Genomic DNA, 19,890 nt, shown 5'->3' with positions numbered 1-19,890 from the left:
ATGACAAGTACTAGCATAGCGGTCACCATCTTACTCGTAAGTTTTGTTATTTTAATCATGCTACGCTTTCCAATTGCTTTAACGCTTGTTATATCATCATTGCTAACAATCATTTTTTTAGATATACCGTTACCCATTATTGGTCAGCAGATGATTCAAGGAATAAATTCTTTTTCCCTACTCGCAATACCATTTTTTATCCTAACAGGTCAAATAATGAGTACAGGTGGTCTTGCCACTAGAATTGTCAATCTGGCCATTCTTTTAGTCGGTCGAATTCGTGGAGGATTAGCCATGGTAAACAGTGTGGCATCGCTATTTTTCGGGAATATATCTGGCTCTGCTGTAGCGGATGTTTCATCTGTCGGTTCGGTTATGATTCCAATGATGAAAAAGAATGGTTATGAAGCAGATTATGCGGTTGGAGTTACAATTGCATCCGCGATACAGGGGGTAGTAGTTCCGCCAAGTCATAATCTTGTATTGTATTCATTGGCTGCAGGTGGAGTTTCTATAGCAAGTTTGTTTATGGCTGGTATTGTTCCTGGTGTCATTATGCTGATCGCGCTGTGTATTACTGGATATATAATTGCAAGAAAAAGAGGTTATGAAAAGGCAGCTCCTGTGCCAAAATCACTCATTGGAAGTACTCTTTTACATGGTGTATTATCCCTAAGTCCGGCGGTAATTATATTGGGGGGGATTATGAGTGGAATTTTTACGGCAACAGAGTCAGGGGCATTGGCTTGTTTATATTCTTTTATTCTAGCTTTTGTTGTCTATAGAGAAGCACCACTATCGAGTGTGTGGCCGATCTTAAAACGAACTTTGAAAACGGTTTCGATGGTTTTTTTTCTAATTGCTGCTTCAGCTGCATTTGGTTGGGTATTGGCATACTTACAAATTCCGTCCATGATGACTAGCTTATTATTAGGTATTTCTGATAATCCACTTATTATATTATTGATTATTAATATTTTATTACTTCTTCTTGGGGCGCCAATGGATATGGCACCGATGATTTTAATCATGACACCGATTCTTCTTCCGGTTGTTACAAGTTTTGGGATGGATCCAGTACATTTCGGAATTGTTCTTATTTTAAATGCAGGGATAGGGCTATTGACTCCACCTGTAGGAACTGTTTTATTCGTCGGTTGTGCGATTGGGAAAATTTCCATTGCACAAGGTACGAAAGCAATGATGCCATTTTTCTATGCTTTACTAGTAGTTCTGTTAATTATCACCTATATACCTGAAGTAGTGATGTGGCTTCCAAATTTGATGGCTGACTAACCTCAGGAATAGGTAAAATTATAAAAAAATTGTAGGGGGTTTCAACAAATGAAGTATAAAAAAATTATGGGGTTATTAACAACTTTACTTTTTGCCACAGTAATTCTTGTAGCATGTGGTCAAAAGGAAGAGGTTGCAGTGGAGAAGGATGAAGGTACCAAATCGGAAGAACCTAAAATTACTTTACGTCTAGCAGACAATCAACCAGCTGATTATCCGACTGTTATTGGAGATCAAAAGTTTGCCGAGTTGGTTAGTGAAAAATCTAACGGTCGAATTACGATTGAAGTATTCCCGGCTGGACAGCTTGGTGATGAAAAATCTGTGCTAGAGCAGGTTCAACTAGGAGCTATTGACTTTGCAAGAATAAATGCTAGCCCACTTGCTGAATTTAATGATGATTTCACTGTTTTCTCCGTACCGTATTTATTTAATAGTGATGATCATCTATGGAATTTCCTTAATGGTGAAACAGGTACGGCTTTGTTAGATGGTCTTCAAGCAGCGAAAATGCAAGGTCTTGCTTATTACGATTCAGGTTCACGCAGTTTCTATTCTACTAAACCTTTAACGAGTATTGAAGACTTAAAGGGGCAAAAGATTCGAGTACAGCAAAGCGAAATGAATATTAAGTTAATGGAAGCATTGGGTGCAAGTGCAACTCCAATGCCATATGGAGAGGTATTTTCTGGCCTTCAGACTGGTATCATCGATGGAGCGGAAAACAACCTACCGAGCTTTGACTCATCAAACCATTACCAAGAAGCAAAGTATTTGATCATGGATCATCATACAAGAGTGCCTGAAGTATTGTTAATGAGTAAAACGGCTTGGGATAAACTTTCAGATGAAGATAAAGGGTTAATCAAACAAGCTGCATTGGAGTCAGTCGAGACCCAAAGACAAGCATGGGCTGATTATGAAGAGAAATCTCTAAAAACATTAAATGATGCTGGAGTTACTATTACAGAGGTCGAAGATATAAATCCATGGCAAGAGGCAGTTAAGCCGATTGTTGATGAATTTTCTAACAATTATCCTGAGTTAGTCGATGCAATCAATACAGCAAGTCCATAATAATTGGAGACTAGAATTTTTACCCTACCTAGTTGGGGAAATATTAACTAGGTAGGTCTTTTCCATTAAGAATAAGTAGGATATAATACACAACAATACTTACTGGAAAGGAACTACGATGAAGAAGCCGTGGAGTAAAATTATAGAATCTTTAAAACATTATATTCTATTTGGAAATCAGACACTTATGGTAAAATTTTGTGTCTTTTCTAGTGTGTTAGTTATACTACCTGTACTTTCTGTTGGAATCATCACTTATAAGTATTCTTCTTTTGAATTAGAAGAAGAGTTCAGACAATCAAGTCAGAAAATAATTGAACAAGTAGAGTTGCATGTTGAATATTATTTGCAGGATTTTGAAATAACCAGCTTAAAAATCATTAACTCACCTGAAGTGGGAAATTTATTAAGACTAGATACAAACGGCAATGAATATGATCATTCACTTAAGGAACAAGCATATAAAGTTCTCAAGAATTCAGAATATTCCAGAAATGATATTTCTAATATTACAGTTTCATTAGATAATGGCATTATTATTGACTCATTACGAGAGCGAAATTATTATCCGGCAACAAATATTGAAGAAGAATATTGGTATTCATCAGTCCCGCAAAACGGGATGGTTTTGCTTGTGAGCAGGACATTAAAATTGAAGGACAAGGAGCTGCCGGTGATTTCACTAGTTAGGCGATTATATAATCCGCATACACTGAAGCCCGTTGGTATGCTCATTATTGATATTAATTTTAAGAGAATTGAAGAGATATCCAAAATGGTGACTTTTGATAAGAATGGCTATTTTTTTATTTTGGATGCAAATGGGCATTATGTCTACCATCCTAATTATACAAAACTAGGAAATAAGGTAGAGTTCAAACAGTTAACAAATCTTGATAGTGAAAAAAGTGGTTCCGTGCTTATCGATAACGATCGAAAGGAGTTTGTTTCCTATTCTTTTTCTCCAAACATTGGCTGGAGCTTTTTTACAGCTGCTCCATACGAGGATTTGCGAGTAGGTATCCAACAAATCAGAACCGCGATTACATGGACGATTTTTATTTCTTTGCTATTTGCTTACTTAGTAGGGTTTTATAGCATGTCCAAAAGTATCGTTCGTCCTATTCATCGACTACGTTCTTTTATGAAAGAAGTAGAAATTGGTCATTTAAATGGCCGAGTAAAAGTGGAGTCCAATGATGAAATAGGACAATTGACAGCTGGGTTTAATAAGACAGTTGAAAGACTATCTAATTTACTGGAAGAAGTATATGTTTCTAAGTTGAAGGAAGCTGAAATGTCGCTTAACAAAAAAGAAACCGAATTAAGAATGCTTCAATCGCAAATTAACCCTCATTTTTTATACAATTCTCTTGAAACAATTAGAGGAATGGCATTGGAAGAGGACAGAGAAAACATAGCTAACATATCATCTTCTCTAGGGAAACTTCTACGTTATAACCTTAGAAATAGTTTACCAACTGTTAGTTTACGAGAAGAGATTAAGTTTTGTGAGATGTATTTACAAATTCAAATGTTTCGTTTCGAGGACCGTTTTGACTATTTTTTCGATATACCAGATTATGTAATGGACTTTGATGTTGTAAAGTTTTCACTCCAACCAATTGTGGAAAATTGTTTTATGCATAGTATTGGTGAAAACTCTAAGAAAATAAAAATTACGATAACTGCTCAACTTTTGTCTAAATCCTCGTTCGGTATTCGAATAAAAGATACAGGAGTCGGAATAAAAGAAGAAGTTTTAATTGAATTAACAGAAAAATTAAATAATGATTCAACTTCCTTAGGTGGACAACATATCGGCATTATGAATGTTCATCAGAGAATTCGCTATTTGTTTGGTTCAGAGTATGGAATAACAATAAATAGTACGAGAGGTGTAGAAACAGAGGTTACTATTCATTTACCGATTGTAGATACTAAGGAAGTGATGAAAAAATGAAAAGAGTTTTACTAGTGGACGATGAGAGATGGGTCAGAAAAGCTCTTATGTGGTCGATTAGAAAGTTGAACTTATCGTTACAAATCGTACATGAATGCGCAAATGGATTAGAGGCCCTGGACTGGATAAAACAAAATGATGTTGATTTGGTTCTAACGGATATCCGAATGCCTGTTATGGATGGACTTACATTGGTGAAAGAACTTAACAAATTAGATATAAATTTGGATTGCATCGTAATTAGTGTGCATGATGAGTTTCAAATTGTGCAGCAAGCGATTAGAAGCGGTGTAACGGATTATCTCCTTAAGCCAATCGAAGAAGAAGAGTTAAGAGGTTGTTTGGAAAAGTGGCTTAATAAACAAAAAGATGTAGGTGAAGAATTTAAAACACCTACTATTGTTGATGATGTCCTTCCTGCCTCCACAATTGATCAGGTATTAGCTTATCTTGAAAAAACGCCATTAAAACAGGTGTCTCTAACAGACGCAGCAAGAAGCGTGCACTTGAACCCTAGTTATTTAAGTCAATTGTTTAAACAACAACTAAATACTAAATTTGTGGATTATTTAACCGAACTTCGAATTCAAGAAGGGAAACGCTTATTGCTGAACACGACATTAAAGATGTCAGAAATTGCCGAGAGAGTCGGATATTCAGAAGTAGCGTACTTCAGCAATAACTTCAAAAAAATGACTGGATACTCTCCATCTGAATTTAGAAAATCTACAAAGACAAAAAAATCTGATAGCAGGTGAAATGATTGAAAGAGTTTATGGACGAAACCTTTTTATTGTCAACCGATACGGCTGTGTCCTTGTACAATTTATTTGCAAAGGATATGCCAATTATCGATTATCACTGTCACTTAAACCCTATGGAAATCTATGAAAACAAAACATTTCAAAATATTACAGAAGCATGGTTATATGGTGACCATTATAAATGGAGAGCGATGAGAGCTAATGGAATAGAAGAACAGTTCATTACCGGAGGAGCGACGGATTATGAAAAGTTTTTAGCTTGGTCAAAGACTGTTCCGATGACCATTGGCAATCCGCTGTACAATTGGACTCATTTAGAGCTTCAACGTTTTTTTAATATATATGACATATTAAATGAAGAAACTGCTCCAGGAATATGGGAGGAAGTAAATAAAAAACTTACGGGAGGTGGCTTTGGAGCAAGAGATTTAATTACAAAGTCAAAGGTTGAAGTGATTTGTACGACAGATGATCCAATCGATACATTAGAGTATCATAAGAAAATTAAAGATGATGCCAATTTCGACGTAAAAGTACTACCGAGCTTTCGTCCAGATAAAGGGTTAGAGATTAATTTGGATGGATATTTGCAGTGGGTTAATAACCTGAAGGAAGTGTCGGAAATGCAAATCTCCAATTATGATGATTTCCTAAATGCGCTGCAGTCAAGAATTGAGTTTTTTCATTCAAATGGCTGTCGTATTTCTGATCATGCCCTAAATACGATGATGTATCAAGAAACAACAAAGGCAGAAGTAGCAAATATATTTTCGAAAGCATTAACAGGACAAAAAGTATCACTTGATGAAGAAAATAAATATAAATCTTATACATTAACTTTTTTAGGAAAACAATATGCGAAATTTGAATGGGCGATGCAATTTCATATTCAAGCATTACGTAATACTAATTCAAAAATGTATAACGAAATAGGACCTGACACTGGTTTTGACAGTATTAATGATGGGCAGATAGCTGTGCCTTTAAGTCAATTACTAGATGCTTTGGCACGAGAAGATGCTTTACCAAAAACAATTTTATATTCAGTAAATCCAAAAGACAATTACGTGATTGGTAGTTTAATTGGTAGTTTTCAGGGAGGAACGCCAGGAAAAATTCAGTTTGGTACTGCATGGTGGTTTAACGATCAAAAAGATGGCATGCTCGAACAAATGAAAGCGTTAGCTAATCTTGGTCTATTCAGCCGTTTTATCGGAATGCTTACCGATTCTAGAAGTTTTCTGTCCTACACAAGACATGAGTATTTTCGAAGATTAGTATGTGAATTGATAGGACAATGGGTAGAAAATGGGGAAGTGCCAAACGATACGAAAATGTTGGGAAATATTATTCAAGGCATTTGCTATCAAAATGCAAAAGAGTATTTTGAATTTTAATTACTTGAAGTTTAATGAAAGTATATTTCTGTCTGAGTGAAGCAATTAGATTAATAAAAATACGCATTAAAGTTTCAGAAAAATCAGACATAAGAACTATACCACTTATACAAGAAGCTTCATTTTTACTTTTAAGGGGGGGAACTTGTTTAAGTATTGAAACGGTGAATTCTGCAAGCAAGTAATTACTTAAAGGGGAGGAAAGGCATGGGATCAAAAATGAAAAGTTTAATGAAAGAAAAAAATTATAAAAAGGTAGTAACTGGTATCCTTGCATTATCATTAATTTCATCAATCGGTATTCCACAGGTAGGAGCAAATGAAAACTTAGGGTATGTAGATCCAACTGTGAATACAAATCCTGGACATTCAGGGACTAACGTAGAGACGTATCGTGTTCTAGCTAACAGTAAAACTGGTCAACCGGAAATTGAAGCAACTAAAAAAGGTGTTCTTACAATCGATGGGAAACAGTTCAGAGACCTAAATGGTAACAAGAGTCTAGACCAATACGAAGATTGGAGAATATCTGTAAATTACCGAGTAGCTGATTTAGTATCAAAGATGACTCTTGCTGAAAAAGCGGGATTAATGTTGATCAACACTCATACACCAATAGCGAATCCAATCGATGGAAAGTATGTTAAATCCGATGACCCATTAATAGTTGGAAAAAATATGCGTTACGTCATTTTCCGTCAAACTCCTACTGTTGATGTTATCGCTAAATATACAAATCAGTTACAAGAACTGGGGGAGGCTTCAAGATTAGGAATCCCAGTAGTAGTTACTTCGAACCCAAGAAACCATGCCTCAACGGACTATACAAATATAGCCGCAAGTGAAGGGCAACATTCATTTTGGCCAGGACCATTAGGGTTTGCGGCAGCAGGTGACACAAAGGCTGCAAAGGAATTTTCCGAAATCGCGTCGAAAGAATGGAGAGCAGCGGGTATACGTAAAGTCTATGGATACACTGCTGATATAGCTACAGATCCACTTTGGGCAAGAATTGAAGATACCTTTGGAGAAAACCCTAAAGTTGCTTCAGATATGATTTATAACGTCATCAAAGGATTTCAAGGTGATGAGCTTGGTCCAGATAGTGTAGCAATAACAGTGAAACATTTTCCGGGTGGAGGAGCGCGTGATAACGGGTTAGATCCTCACTTTGTAGAGGGTAAATTTAATCCTTATCCAACTGAAGGAAGCTTACTTAAGTATCATATTCCTCCTTTTGAGGCTGCGATTAAAGCTAATGTATCCTCGATCATGCCATATTACGCGTATCCAACCAATGATAGTGCTAATCAAGGGTTGCCATGGTATAAAAAAACTCAGCAATTTGAAGAAGTTGGTTTTGCCTTAAACGATGCTATTTTAGATGGCTTCTTGCGTGGTGGCCTTGGGTTTAAAGGTTATGTTAACTCAGATACTGGTGCTGTTGGAGATAATGCATGGGGCGCCGAGGGTCTAACTCCAGAACAAAAGTTTGCTAAAGCAATCAATGCTGGAACGGATATTATTTCTGGATCATCCGAACCACAATTCATTATTAATGCAGTAAAAGAAGGCTTGCTAACAGAAGAAGCAGTTAACGAATCTGTTACATTATTGTTAACTGAAATGATGAATTTAGGGTTATTTGAAGACCCATATGTAGATGTAAAAAATGCACTTGATGTAGTGGCTAATCCAAAAGTACAAGAGTTAGCATTTGAAGCACATCTTAAATCACTGGTTCTTTTACGTAATGATAAAAATATTTTGCCTTTAAAGGATGCAAAACTAAAAGAAGTAAAACTATATGTTGAAATGTTCCCTGGTGGTACAGATGGAGCAAGTACAAAGGGATTAATAGAAACGATCAAAAAGCATGATTCTTCCATTACAATCACCAACAAACTGGAAGAGGCAACTCATGCGTATATTTATGTTAAACCTGTTCAATCAAACTGGGATAATAATCCACGTATTACAGTAGGACCTGAAACAGGAATCACAAATGTTGATCGGATCGTCACTATACAAAAAACCGTTCCAACTATTACGGCAGTAAACATGACGAATCCATGGGTCCTGGATAAAATTGAACCTAATGCTGCGGCATTAATCGGTACCTTTGGAACAAAAGCTGAAGCAATCATTGATGTTATTCGTGGTGAATATAATCCAACAGGAAAACTTCCATTTGCATTACCAGCTAGTATGGCGGCAGTGGACAATGAGGTTGGAGATGTTCCAAGTTTTGCAAAAGAAGAAGACCCTTCCTATTCTTATAAAAATAAATCTGGTGATGTATATAAATATGGATTTGGCCTTTCTTATAATCAAGGGAAAGCAAAAGGTAAATCTCCAAAATAAGTAGAGAATTGCCGAATAACAAATCGACTGGAAATGACGAAGTCAACTTCCAGTCGATTTTATTATTCTATTGATAGGGAGTGTAATCCATTCGAAAAGGAAACGTGCTGACACGGTCCTGCATGTTTACGAAATAAATGAGCCATATTAAATATTCATAAATATAAACCAGCCAAAAAAATCCCTAATGCCTCTTCATATATTTCATCAAACTGGGTAAGTGGTAATGGGTTTGTACCTGTTCCTAGCTCCACCGTAAAACCAGGTCTTCTCCAGTCCTGAATAAACCAATCTTTATAACCTGCATAGCTTTCGATTGTTTGAACGGGTTCGTATCCGCTTACTCTACTAAATTCTTTGACCATGGCTTCCGTCTCAGGAGGTTCGAGGTTTTCAAATCCCCAATAAATAACTTCGCCTTGTGTATGAAAAGCTAGTACTCTTGCAAAATCCTTAACTCTTGTTAAATCCGCCATTGCAATTGCCTCTGGCTCAGATAAAGGGCTTTCTCCACCATAGTCTCTTGGACCTGGAGTTTTAGGATTTCGTTCCCGTTCCCGATCCCACTCAGCAGGGAATTGATCATTCAAATCCACGCCGCGAATATTCGCTTTCCATCCTGAAAAGTCTAAGCTGTCATTATTCCATTCAATAACATTGCTTCTGTATGGTTCCTCTGATGGTGGACCGTTTAGCACCAAGTCAACACCATCAGGATTAACCATTGGCACAATGGAAAGTGTCGTTTGAACATACAAAGGAGAAGTCACAAGTCCTCGGATTGGAAGTTGATTCGTCAAGGACAGTAAATAATCATTTAAAAATGTCATAAGGATAGGCGTTGTAATCCACTCGTTGGCATGAAAAGAAGCATTATAATGCACTTGTTTTTCTCCATTTCCAATTTCGATTCCTGGTATATCTCTACCTAAAACGGTATTGCCGATTGAAGAAACTCGCAAAAATGGATAAATGGCCTGTAACCGTCTAATATCAAACATCATCGTATCATAATCATAATCTTGTTTCCCACTAACAATCCTCCAGTCCACTCTTATTGGAAGATTAATCGTCTGGCCAATTTGTAAATAGTTTGGATTAAGATTGGGGTTAAGAAGTAGAATTGCATCTAAAGGAAGATTACGACTCTCCGCCACTCTCCAAGGAGAGTCCCCTGGTCTAATTTGATAATTGACAGTAACAAACCCAGGAATTTGTATGAGTTGACCGACCGAAAGTGTTTGAGCATTTACACCGCGGTTGGAATTAATAATTAATTGCAAGGGAATCATAAACAATTGACTATAATAATAGAGAGAATCACCACGTCTTACATGAACTTCCATGTATTTCCTCCTCTTTATCGAAGACTATAAATATAAAAGTATATGAACTAGTAGAGTGTATTATTAATAGTTATCTTCTAAGATGTATAAGAACTCCTATGATATTTTTCTTCCTATTAAAAAAGACAGTAGACAAACCCTGCTTTTAGAGGTTGTCTACTGTATAAGAGGGAAGTGAGAACCGTTTTACGCTAAATATGCATCCCGTATTTCGATATTTTCAATGAGTTCGGAACCTTTTCCGCTTAATACAATCTCGCCATTTCGTATAACATAACCACGATGAGCAATATTTAATGCTTGATACGCATTTTGTTCTACTAATAGAATGGTGATCCCATTTTGATTTAGTTTTTTGATGATGTCGAAAATTTGTTCCACAATGATAGGAGCTAGTCCCATCGATGGTTCATCTAGCATTAATAATTCGGGTTCCATCATTAAAGCACGACCAATAGCAAGCATTTGTTGTTCTCCGCCGCTCATTGTTCCGCCTTTTTGCTCCAGTCGTTTCTTTAGGATGGGGAAGTGGCCAAAGACGATTTCCATTCGTTCTTCTATTAACTGTTTATTATTAACTGAAAAAGCACCCATTAATAAATTTTCTTTTACCGTCAAGGTCGAAAATATTTTTCTTCCTTCTGGTACATGTGCCATTCCTAAAAGGCACGTCTCATGAACTGGTTTATTCATTGTTTCTTTTCCTTTAAAAAGGATGGAGCCAGTTTTAACTTTTGCTAGTCCACTAATTGATTTCAAAGTGGTAGATTTTCCAGCTCCATTACTTCCTATTAATGTAACAATTTCACCTTTGTTTACATAAACACTAATTCCTTTTAATGCTTGTATTCCTCCATAATATGTTTCAATATTATTTACTTCTAGTATAGGCATCTAGTTTCACTCCTTAGACTGTTTGAACAGCACCTGAACCTAGGTAAGCTTCAATTACTTTTGGATTCGTTCTTATTTCTTCTGGATTTCCTTCTGCAATTTTTTCACCGTGATCTAAAACTACGATATGCTCCGAAATTTCCATTACTAATTTCATATCATGCTCAATCAACAGTACAGAAACATTGAATTCTTGTCCCATATTCTTAATAATTGCGGTTAATTCTCTCGTTTCTGCAGGATTCATCCCAGCTGCTGGCTCATCCAATAATATTAACTTTGGCTTTGTCGCTAAGGCACGAGCAATTTCTAGTTTTCTTTGTGCACCGTAACTTAGATTACAAGCCTTTTCATTCAAGAAGGGTGCAAGGTCGAAATGTTCAAGTAAGCGGTAAGCTTCCTTCTCAGCTAGTAATTCTTCTTTTTTAGTAGTAGGTAAGTTTAAAAAAATACCTAATAAATTCGTTTTCAATCCAGTATGCATCCCGACTAGTACATTTTCGATAACGGACATTTCACCAAATAACCTTATATTTTGAAATGTCCTAGAAATACCTCTTTTAGCTACTTCATCAGGTTTTAGCCCTAGTAATGATTTTCCTTCTAATCTAATGTCACCTGAAGTAGGCTGATAAACACCCGTTATCATATTGAAAAATGTTGTTTTTCCTGCCCCATTTGGTCCGATTACTGCAGTTATCGAGCCTTTTTCTATATTCATCGTTACATCTTGATTGGCTGTTAACCCCCCGAATTTCTTTGTTATATTGGTCACCTCTAATATCGACATTTATATCCTCCTACGATTGAATCTTTTTCTGATCAGTAGTTTTGAAGTCCTTATGGGTCGAACTCTCTTTTAATTTCTTTTCATCAAAGATCTTATTTTTTGCAGGAATTAACCCTTTTGGTCTATATAATGCAAATGCTACTAGTAGTGCCCCGAATATAAATTTTTGCATTTTTGCGGGAGATAGAGCTTCTGGAATAGAAATAACTCCACCAAAGGACAGCTGATTTACCCAAGTCGCTAATTCTGTTAATACTTGCAAATTCAAAATAGTTATAACTGCAGCACCAAGAATAACCCCTGGAACACTTCCCATACCACCAAGTACAACCATTACTAGAATCGTGAATGATTCTAATAGAGTGAAGCTTGTCGGGTCGATAAAAGCTTGCTTTGCTGCAAATACAACACCCATCATTCCTGAAAACGAAGCACCAAGAGCGAAGGCTAACAATTTCGTCTTTACAAGAGGGATTCCCATAGCTTGAGCGGCAATTTCATTTTCACGAACAGCTTTCCATGAGCGACCGAGTTTGGAACGTTCCAATCGTAATACGGTAAAAATGGTAAATAATAAGATGACAAGAGTAACGAAATAAAATTGGTTTGGAAAGATGAGTGGAATACCAAATATCTCAGGTGGAGTTACAGATGCGATTCCCATTGCACCGCCTGTAATATTGACTGGTTTGTCCGCGTTATTAAATAAAATTCGGATAATTTCTCCAAATCCTAACGTAACAATGGCTAAGTAATCGCCTTTCACCCTAAGTACTGGAATACCAATAAGAACTCCAGCAATGGCAGCGACAACTCCACCAATGATTAAAAATATCCAAAAACTTTCTCCACCGAGGGGATAAGTTCCAAACGGCATAAAATTAGCAGCTTGGGGTGTAGCAAAAATGCTATATGAATAGGCACCAACTGCGAAAAAGGCAACGAATCCTAAGTCCAGTAACCCAGCCATACCGACAACAATATTCAGACCTAATGCCATAGATACATAGATTCCGACCATCGTAGCTACATCCATATACGATTGGAAAGCTGGTCCTCCACTTGATGCAAATGGTATGAGTATAAATAATAATCCGAGAGCGATTATCCATTTTGTTACGTTTTTCAATTTTATATAATGAAGTATTAACAAAGAAGATAATAATAGTAAAAAGGCGGTGACTGATTTTTGAGAGAAAAATAATGCAGCGGATGATACCGCAACAAAAACAGTAAATAAGATAACTTGCGACCATTTATATTGTAAAAATTTCGCTAAAGTTTCCTTCAAGATAGCCACCTACACTTTCTCAGCAGTAGGTTTACCCAATAAACCTTCTGGCTTGAAAATAAGAACTAATATTAATATGGAAAAAGCAAAAACATCTTTATATTCTGCTCCAAATATGCCACCAGTTAATAACGTTAGATTTGCAGATGCAAACATTTCCAATAACCCTAATAAAATTCCACCGAGCATGGCACCACGAATATTACCAATACCACCTAAAACTGCAGCGATAAATGCCTTCATTCCTAAAATGAATCCGATAAACGGATCGATTGTCCCGTATTGCACAGCGAATAATACACCTGTTGCACCACCTAAAGCCGACCCTATAAAGAAAGTAATAGAAATCGTTTTGTTGACATTAATAGACATGAGGGATGCCGTCTCACGGTCTAATGCTACTGCCCGCATAGCTGTTCCCCATTTTGTTCTGTTGATAAAGTAATCTAGAGAAATCATTAATATAAATGCCGTAACAAGTACTATTAGGAAAGAAGTTTTAAAGCTAGCATCATTAAAAATACTGGATAGGGAAGAGAAACTGATCGTCATTTGATCTGTAAATAAAGATGGCCCTGTTACAATATAGTTTCCAGAAGATAGTTCTGCGATAAAACGAATGACATCTTGTAAGATAAAAGAAATTCCTATTGCTGTAATAAGTGGTATAAGCCTCGGAGCATTTCGAAGGGGGCGATATGCCACTCTTTCAATTCCCATTCCAAGAAGTCCTGTCAAACAAGCAGTGACAATTAAAACTAAAATAAGAACGAAAATTTGAGGAACAGAAGATACCCAACCCATTCCCATTAACAAGATAAAGAATGTAGTACCGATAAATGCACCCGTCATAAAAATTTCTCCGTGTGCAAAATTTATTAGCTGTAATATTCCGTAAACCATTGTATAACCGAGGGCTACAACAGCATACACAGCACCTAATGCAAGTCCATCAATTAGTACCTGAGGTAAACTTTGTAACATTTCTAGAAGCATAATAACCCTCCATAACTTTTATCTGTATAGAAAGAGTGTTGAGATGCAAAATGGTCCCAACACTCTATCAAAATCTTATCCTATTTTCCAACTTCGCCTTCTAGAATACCAGGATAACTCGCTTCATTAAATTTATATAAATAAATTTTTGAATTCGTGTTATCGCCTATTTCATTAAACGTAACGTTTGTTAATACACCTTCATAGTCCTTCACGGATCGAACAGCTTCTGCTACCTTTTCTTTAGAAGGGATTTTTCCATCATTTTCATTAATAGCATTTTCGATAGCATGAAGAATTACGCCCATTGCATCGTAACCATAAACGGAAAAAGCTTCTGCATTTTTGTTGAATTTGGCTTTATAATCCTCTACGAACTTTTTCCCTGCTTCTGTCGCTGTACTGTCACCCGCAACTGATGTGATATACGTGTTTTTCACGGCATCACCTGCAATATCAACTAAACCAGAAGCATCCATTCCATCTCCACCCATGATCGGTACATCAATTCCTTTATCTCGGGCTTGCTTGATAATAATTCCTGCTTCGGAGTAAATTCCACCAAAATAAATTAAATCAGGATTTTTCGTTAAAACTTGATTGATTACACCATTAAAGTCTTTTTCCCCAACGGTAATTCCTTCATATCCTACAATTTCGGCACCTGCTTCTTCAGCAGCCACTTTGAATGCATCTGCAATACCAGAGCCATATGCTGTTTTGTCCTGAATAATAAAGATTTTCTTTGCTCCTAAAGTTTCAATGGCATATTTTGCCCCAGCTGGACCTTGTGCGTCATCTCGTCCTACAATTCGGTTTACTGTTTTTAACCCACGATCAGTTACCGTAACAGCGGTAGCTCCTGGTGATACCATAGCGACTTTGTATTTTTCGTACACTTCAGAAGAAGGGATGGTAACACCAGAATTAAAGTGACCAACTACTGCGTAAATCGAATTATCAGCTCCGATTATGTTAGCGTTTGATACACCTTTTTTCGGATCTGATTGATCATCATAAGATTCAAGCTTTAGTGTATAACCTAATTCTTTAAACTTCTCTGCTTGTTCTTCTAATTTCATTTGTGCACCAAGCCTCATGGATTCACCAACGATTGCCGATCCACCTGATAAAGGTGTTTGTGTAGCAATTTTGATGACATTTGAACCATTTGCCGATTCATCACCTTTAGATTTAGATGAACAAGCTGCCAACATTCCAATACTCAACACACTACTTAAAAGTAAGACAACAGATTTTTTTAGACGCATATTTTCCCCCCATTAAAATTTTTTAGTACTAGTTTAGCTACTAGATTTAGTATATTAATTTATAATTTTAAAATTACTAAAAAAAAGAAAAAATATTAGGTATTCTAACATACTATTGATTTTTAGTTCCTTTGGCACATGTGTTTTTTCCAAATAAAAAGCGAACTTCCCTTGTTTTTTCATTACAATGGCAGCTCGCTTTTTTTATATAATCTATTTTGATTTAATTCAGAAAGAGAATAATGAATATTTTCTAAGTACATATATCCACTGTTAGAGTTAATCAGTCGTAACAAGTTCCAATATGATAATACATTGGCAAAATAAGAATAAAACCCTCTATATAGAGCAAATTAGACTCTAGGAGGTGATGATCAATGAGTAAAAATAACAATAAGACAATGAATGTTAGAACGCATAATAGTTTTGAACTGTATAAAAATCCTACGAATAATCCTGACGAGGAATTTGCTGAGGAATTTATTGCGATATCTAAAAACAAGGTGACGAAAGAAATTAATAAAAATAAACCTAAAAAAAGGGATTAAACGAGTACATGAAAGGTGAGTATATTAATGCTCACCTCTTCCAATAGAATTGTCGCTTTGGAACAGCTTTTATTCTGTACATATTACGTAAATATATAGAGGAGTAAACTAAGATATTATTTAATTAACTTCCATGTTTATCCACACCTTTATAACCACTATTTTCTTTTGTCGGTAGTATAAGAGTTGCGTACTAAATTTTAAATATCGCTTCTTAAGTATCTTTATTTGAATATTGTAATTTATCTCTTTACCTTGATTGGCTAAGTCCTCAAGGTTTATTTTGGGTAGCCCTGTATGATTTTAGACCAAATTTATATAGTGCATACAAATCAATCTACAATCCTCAATAATAAAGGACTATTATAAAACTATCGATTGTTTACTAATGGGAAATGGCTTGGGTGGATATCAAAAAGTGAGGTTATGCTCATTGATGAGATAACACCTATTAATCCAGAAGACTAAATTCAGCGAGCCTGTGATAGAAACATTCACGTTTATTCGAACAATCGTGAATGTTTAAATTTTCATGTTTGTTTCTAACACAGGGAACGTACACTAAAAATGCACATAAAAAATGAGCTAGGGAAAGTATCTCCAAGCTCATGTGTTTTGATGTCCGTTTTTTTACTAAAGCATCCGTTGAATAAGTTTTGAGTTTATTCTGTTGCTTCATTTGGATTACGTCCACCTGTTAAGAATCCTAAAACGAGCCCTATTAAAAGTAAGCTAAACCCATTTGGAGAAAAATCCTTCGTAAAAACTCCCCATATAAGCCATCCTGCCAAAGAACCCAATATTAAATAAAATAGACTCTTCATTCCTACCTCCTGAATACATTTAATAGTTAATTTCTCCAATCTTCTTCTGAATTCCTTCTTCACAATCTTTATGTCAATTTTAACATAAATATCCAATCGAGGTTAAACTAATTTTATTATATGTAGAGCAGGCATCATCATACCATTAAACGATAAATCAACCTTTTTCAATATCATTCGGTAATTCTAATAAGTACTTCTATCACTGCCGTTATCTCCAGATTCCACCGTGTTTTTATATGCCATCCATAAAAGTAACCACAAGTATCTAACATTCAAAGGGAGAATGTTGAAAGATACGAGAACTTTCATTATAGAAAAGTATAACCTGGAAAAGATAAGGGTAAAATGTTCAATGATTCATTTTGGCCAATTGATAAACGAAAAATTGGAAATGAATATATTTTAATAGAACTAAAATTCAATAAAAAGATTAGGAGGTGTAATTCATGACAGTAGTAAATGACATTAAGACTGTTCTAGCAGGATTGAAAACTGCTCAAGCTAGCTTTGAAACATTTGCTTTAAGTACAGATAATCAACAAGCGAAGGCGCTTTATCAAGATGCAGCTATCAAAACCCAAGCTATTGTAGATAGTGTTGAACCACGTCTTCAAGAAATTCAACAAGAAGAACCTCAGTACAGAGAGGACAACTAAAAAGGGGACAAAAGGTTGGTTGAATTAACCAACCTTTTATTTCTAAAAATAATTGATATAACACAGAGGTGAAACATGTTATCAAAAACAAAATATGTGAAGGTTGGTCTACTAATATTAATTGTTACCGGATTGTGTACAGGTTGTAATGGAAATCATGATCAGGATACCAATGAGGATTTGAATGATTCACAGGTGAGTAAGCCAGTCAGTCAATCCATTGCCAATCAAGCAAAAGAAAATGTCAGTATGGAAGAGGAAATTTCAGAGGTGATGGCAGTGAATACAGACAAAGACATATTAGTAGCCATAAAAGTAAAACAATTTGATCGTTTTCAATTAAAAAAAATAGAAAAGAATATAAAAAAAGAATTGGAAAAACAGTATCCAAATTATTCAATATTAGTTTCAGCCGATCAAAAAATGTACTTTGAACTTGTTAAATTAGACGAAAAACTCCAAAAGAATACTTTGAGTATGAAGAATTTAAAAGAAGATACTAAAAAGATTAAAAGTCTCATGAAAGAACAATCATAGTGAAAGAGAGGCTTGCTATATGTCGAACAATAAAAAGAAGAAATTAACACCGGTACAACAGGAATATCAAGAACTTCAAAAAAAACACGAAACAAAGAGACCAGTAATTCGAAATTGCATAAAAGCTTTTTTAGTCGGTGGTCTTATCTGTCTAATCGGTCAGGTAATTTCAACATTTTATATTTATTATTTTAATTTTACTGATCAAACGGTAGGTAATCCAACGGTGGGAACTTTAATTTTTATTGCCATGCTTCTCACAGGATTTGGAGTTTACGATAGAATTGCGCAATTTGGAGGGGCAGGTACTGCTGTACCAGTTACTGGATTCGGAAATGCTATTATATCTGCGGCTATTGAGCACCGAACGGAAGGATTTGTGTTAGGTGTAGGTGGAAATATGTTTAAACTTGCTGGTTCCGTAATTTTATTTGGCGTATTTTCTGCATTTATCATTTCTTTGATCAAAACAATTTTTATACAGTGGGGTGGTTTGTAATGTTAGTAGGTCATCGGACTTGGATCTTTGATCAAAAACCTGTGATTATTTCCACTGGAACAGTTGGAGGACCATTTGAGGCGGATGGTGCAATAGCAGATGATTTTGATCTCCTTCATGCCGATTTATGGTTAGCTCAGGACTCCTATGAAAAAGCACATAAAATCCTTTTTGAAGAAGCCTGTCAAAAGGCGCTTGAAAAGGGTGAAATTCAAAAGGAACAAGTTCAATTCCTCCTAGCGGGTGATCTGATTAACCAGATTACCCCTACAAGTTTTGCAAGTAGAACGATTGGAGCTCCTTATTTCGGTTTGTTTGGAGCCTGTTCAACATCTATGGAAGGGTTGGCTCTAGGTGCCTTTATTATTAATGCAAAAGGGGCTAAATATATTTTAACAGGAGCTTCAAGCCATAACACGGCAGTTGAAAAACAGTTTCGCTATCCAACTGAATATGGTGGACAAAAACCGCCTACTGCACAATGGACAGTGACGGGTGCAGGAGCTGCTTTGTTAAGTAATTCTGGGGAAGGACCACGTGTAACCTCTGCCACGATAGGTCGCGTTATCGATATGGGGTTGACCGATCCTTTTAATATGGGAGGGGCTATGGCACCAGCTGCGGTTGATACCATCGAAGCGCATTTAAAGGAGCGCAACGTTGATCCCTCTTATTATGATTTAATCGTGACAGGTGATCTCGGAAAAATAGGGCATGAAGCATCGCTTGATATATTCAAAAAGCATGGAATCCCTATTACGGAAGAGAAATACCAAGATTGTGGTCTGATGATTTATCGGGAAGGGCAACCGGTATTGTCAGGAGCTAGTGGGGCGGGTTGCTCTGCGACAGTAGTGTACGGGCATTTATTAAATCGTATGAAAAAAGGTGAATTTAAAAGAATATTAGTAGTAGCAACGGGTGCTTTACTATCCCCTTTAACCTTCCAACAAAGCGAAACAATTCCTTGTATCGCTCATGCAGTATCGATTGAATATGGGGAGGAAGAATAGATGATCTTTTTTTGGGCTTTTGTAGTTGGTGGTTTGATATGTGTAATTGGCCAAATTATGTTTGATGTGTTTAAACTTACACCGGCTCATACTTTAAGTACCCTTGTAGTTGCTGGAGCAATATTAGATGGAGTGGGTTTATATGAACCATTAATTGATTTTGCTGGTGCAGGAGCTTCTGTACCTATTACAAGCTTCGGTAATGCACTGGTACATGGAGCTATGCAAGAAGCTGAAAAGCACGGTTTAGTAGGAGTACTTACAGGGATGTTCGAAGTAACAAGTTCGGGTATTTCATCTGCCATTATTTTTGGCATGATAGGTGCTTTGATATTCAAACCTAAGGGATAAGGAGGATGGA

19 protein-coding genes are annotated in these 19,890 nt (G+C 36.1%); 12 read left to right on the top strand and 7 right to left on the bottom strand.

What is annotated here, in order from left to right:
* The 6 genes from BMZ04_RS01045 (at nucleotide 1) to BMZ04_RS01020 (ending at nucleotide 8,861) form a co-directional block, all read left to right on the top strand.
* Nucleotides 1-1,296, top strand: coding sequence for a TRAP transporter large permease (locus tag BMZ04_RS01045; protein ID WP_093263642.1), 1,296 nt, complete (start codon nucleotides 1-3; stop codon nucleotides 1,294-1,296).
* A 48-nt stretch (nucleotides 1,297-1,344) separates the two neighbouring features.
* Nucleotides 1,345-2,373 (top strand): TRAP transporter substrate-binding protein, encoded by a 1,029-nt coding sequence (locus BMZ04_RS01040; protein ID WP_093263637.1) that lies wholly within the window; start codon nucleotides 1,345-1,347, stop codon nucleotides 2,371-2,373.
* Between the two features lie 118 nt (nucleotides 2,374-2,491).
* On the top strand, nucleotides 2,492-4,336 hold the full coding sequence (locus BMZ04_RS01035; protein WP_093263633.1) for a sensor histidine kinase: 1,845 nt from the start codon (nucleotides 2,492-2,494) through the stop codon (nucleotides 4,334-4,336).
* A complete protein-coding gene (locus BMZ04_RS01030) occupies nucleotides 4,333-5,094 on the top strand; it encodes a response regulator transcription factor (protein ID WP_093263628.1) in 762 nt (253 codons plus the stop codon). Before BMZ04_RS01035 ends, BMZ04_RS01030 begins: the two co-directional genes overlap by 4 nt.
* A gap of 17 nt (nucleotides 5,095-5,111) precedes the next feature.
* Entirely contained in the window at nucleotides 5,112-6,497 is a 1,386-nt protein-coding gene (gene uxaC / locus BMZ04_RS01025; protein ID WP_093265428.1) for a glucuronate isomerase, read from the top strand.
* Nucleotides 6,498-6,704: 207 nt separating this feature from the next.
* On the top strand, nucleotides 6,705-8,861 hold the full coding sequence (locus tag BMZ04_RS01020; RefSeq protein WP_093263624.1) for a glycoside hydrolase family 3 protein: 2,157 nt from the start codon (nucleotides 6,705-6,707) through the stop codon (nucleotides 8,859-8,861).
* Nucleotides 8,862-9,016: 155 nt separating this feature from the next.
* On the opposite strand, the gene BMZ04_RS01015 is transcribed toward BMZ04_RS01020, so the two are convergent.
* From BMZ04_RS01015 to BMZ04_RS00990, 6 genes are all read right to left on the bottom strand, one after another.
* Nucleotides 9,017-10,207, bottom strand: a complete 1,191-nt coding sequence (locus BMZ04_RS01015; protein WP_093263620.1) for a M14 family metallopeptidase — start codon at nucleotides 10,205-10,207, stop codon at nucleotides 9,017-9,019.
* A 186-nt stretch (nucleotides 10,208-10,393) separates the two neighbouring features.
* Nucleotides 10,394-11,101, bottom strand: coding sequence for an ABC transporter ATP-binding protein (locus BMZ04_RS01010; RefSeq protein WP_093263616.1), 708 nt, complete (start codon nucleotides 11,099-11,101; stop codon nucleotides 10,394-10,396).
* A gap of 13 nt (nucleotides 11,102-11,114) precedes the next feature.
* Nucleotides 11,115-11,891, bottom strand: coding sequence for an ABC transporter ATP-binding protein (locus BMZ04_RS01005; RefSeq protein ID WP_093263611.1), 777 nt, complete (start codon nucleotides 11,889-11,891; stop codon nucleotides 11,115-11,117).
* Nucleotides 11,892-11,901: 10 nt separating this feature from the next.
* Complete coding sequence (locus BMZ04_RS01000; protein ID WP_255367746.1) at nucleotides 11,902-13,182, bottom strand: branched-chain amino acid ABC transporter permease; 1,281 nt, start codon at nucleotides 13,180-13,182, stop codon at nucleotides 11,902-11,904.
* Between the two features lie 9 nt (nucleotides 13,183-13,191).
* A complete protein-coding gene (locus BMZ04_RS00995; RefSeq protein WP_093263604.1) occupies nucleotides 13,192-14,178 on the bottom strand; it encodes a branched-chain amino acid ABC transporter permease in 987 nt (328 codons plus the stop codon).
* 80 nt (nucleotides 14,179-14,258) lie between these two features.
* Nucleotides 14,259-15,449: a branched-chain amino acid ABC transporter substrate-binding protein gene (locus tag BMZ04_RS00990; protein ID WP_093263599.1), complete on the bottom strand. Its 1,191-nt coding sequence runs from the start codon at nucleotides 15,447-15,449 to the stop codon at nucleotides 14,259-14,261.
* Between the two features lie 377 nt (nucleotides 15,450-15,826).
* On the opposite strand from BMZ04_RS00990, the gene BMZ04_RS22160 reads away from it, so the two are divergent.
* Nucleotides 15,827-15,997 carry a hypothetical protein gene (locus BMZ04_RS22160; RefSeq protein WP_177184269.1) on the top strand — a complete coding sequence of 57 codons (171 nt, stop codon included), beginning with the start codon at nucleotides 15,827-15,829 and terminating at the stop codon, nucleotides 15,995-15,997.
* A gap of 662 nt (nucleotides 15,998-16,659) precedes the next feature.
* Here the strand turns inward: BMZ04_RS22160 and BMZ04_RS00980 are convergent.
* Entirely contained in the window at nucleotides 16,660-16,821 is a 162-nt protein-coding gene (locus BMZ04_RS00980) for a tRNA U-34 5-methylaminomethyl-2-thiouridine biosynthesis protein (protein WP_093263589.1), read from the bottom strand.
* A gap of 449 nt (nucleotides 16,822-17,270) precedes the next feature.
* Here BMZ04_RS00980 and BMZ04_RS00975 point away from each other — a divergent pair, with 449 nt between their 5' ends.
* From BMZ04_RS00975 to spoVAE, 5 genes are all read left to right on the top strand, one after another.
* Entirely contained in the window at nucleotides 17,271-17,480 is a 210-nt protein-coding gene (locus BMZ04_RS00975) for a DUF1657 domain-containing protein (protein WP_093263585.1), read from the top strand.
* Nucleotides 17,481-17,555: 75 nt separating this feature from the next.
* Nucleotides 17,556-18,017 carry a YhcN/YlaJ family sporulation lipoprotein gene (locus BMZ04_RS00970; protein WP_093263581.1) on the top strand — a complete coding sequence of 154 codons (462 nt, stop codon included), beginning with the start codon at nucleotides 17,556-17,558 and terminating at the stop codon, nucleotides 18,015-18,017.
* Nucleotides 18,018-18,036: 19 nt separating this feature from the next.
* Nucleotides 18,037-18,516 (top strand): stage V sporulation protein AC, encoded by a 480-nt coding sequence (gene spoVAC / locus BMZ04_RS00965; protein ID WP_093263576.1) that lies wholly within the window; start codon nucleotides 18,037-18,039, stop codon nucleotides 18,514-18,516.
* Complete coding sequence (spoVAD, locus tag BMZ04_RS00960; protein ID WP_093263571.1) at nucleotides 18,516-19,529, top strand: stage V sporulation protein AD; 1,014 nt, start codon at nucleotides 18,516-18,518, stop codon at nucleotides 19,527-19,529. Before spoVAC ends, spoVAD begins: the two co-directional genes overlap by 1 nt.
* Complete coding sequence (spoVAE, locus tag BMZ04_RS00955) at nucleotides 19,530-19,880, top strand: stage V sporulation protein AE (protein ID WP_093263567.1); 351 nt, start codon at nucleotides 19,530-19,532, stop codon at nucleotides 19,878-19,880.
* The last annotated feature ends 10 nt before the right edge of the window (nucleotides 19,881-19,890 follow it).

Source organism: Psychrobacillus sp. OK032 (genome assembly GCF_900111345.1).
GTDB lineage: Bacteria > Bacillota > Bacilli > Bacillales_A > Planococcaceae > Psychrobacillus.
This window is presented reverse-complemented; position numbering and strand designations above follow the sequence as displayed.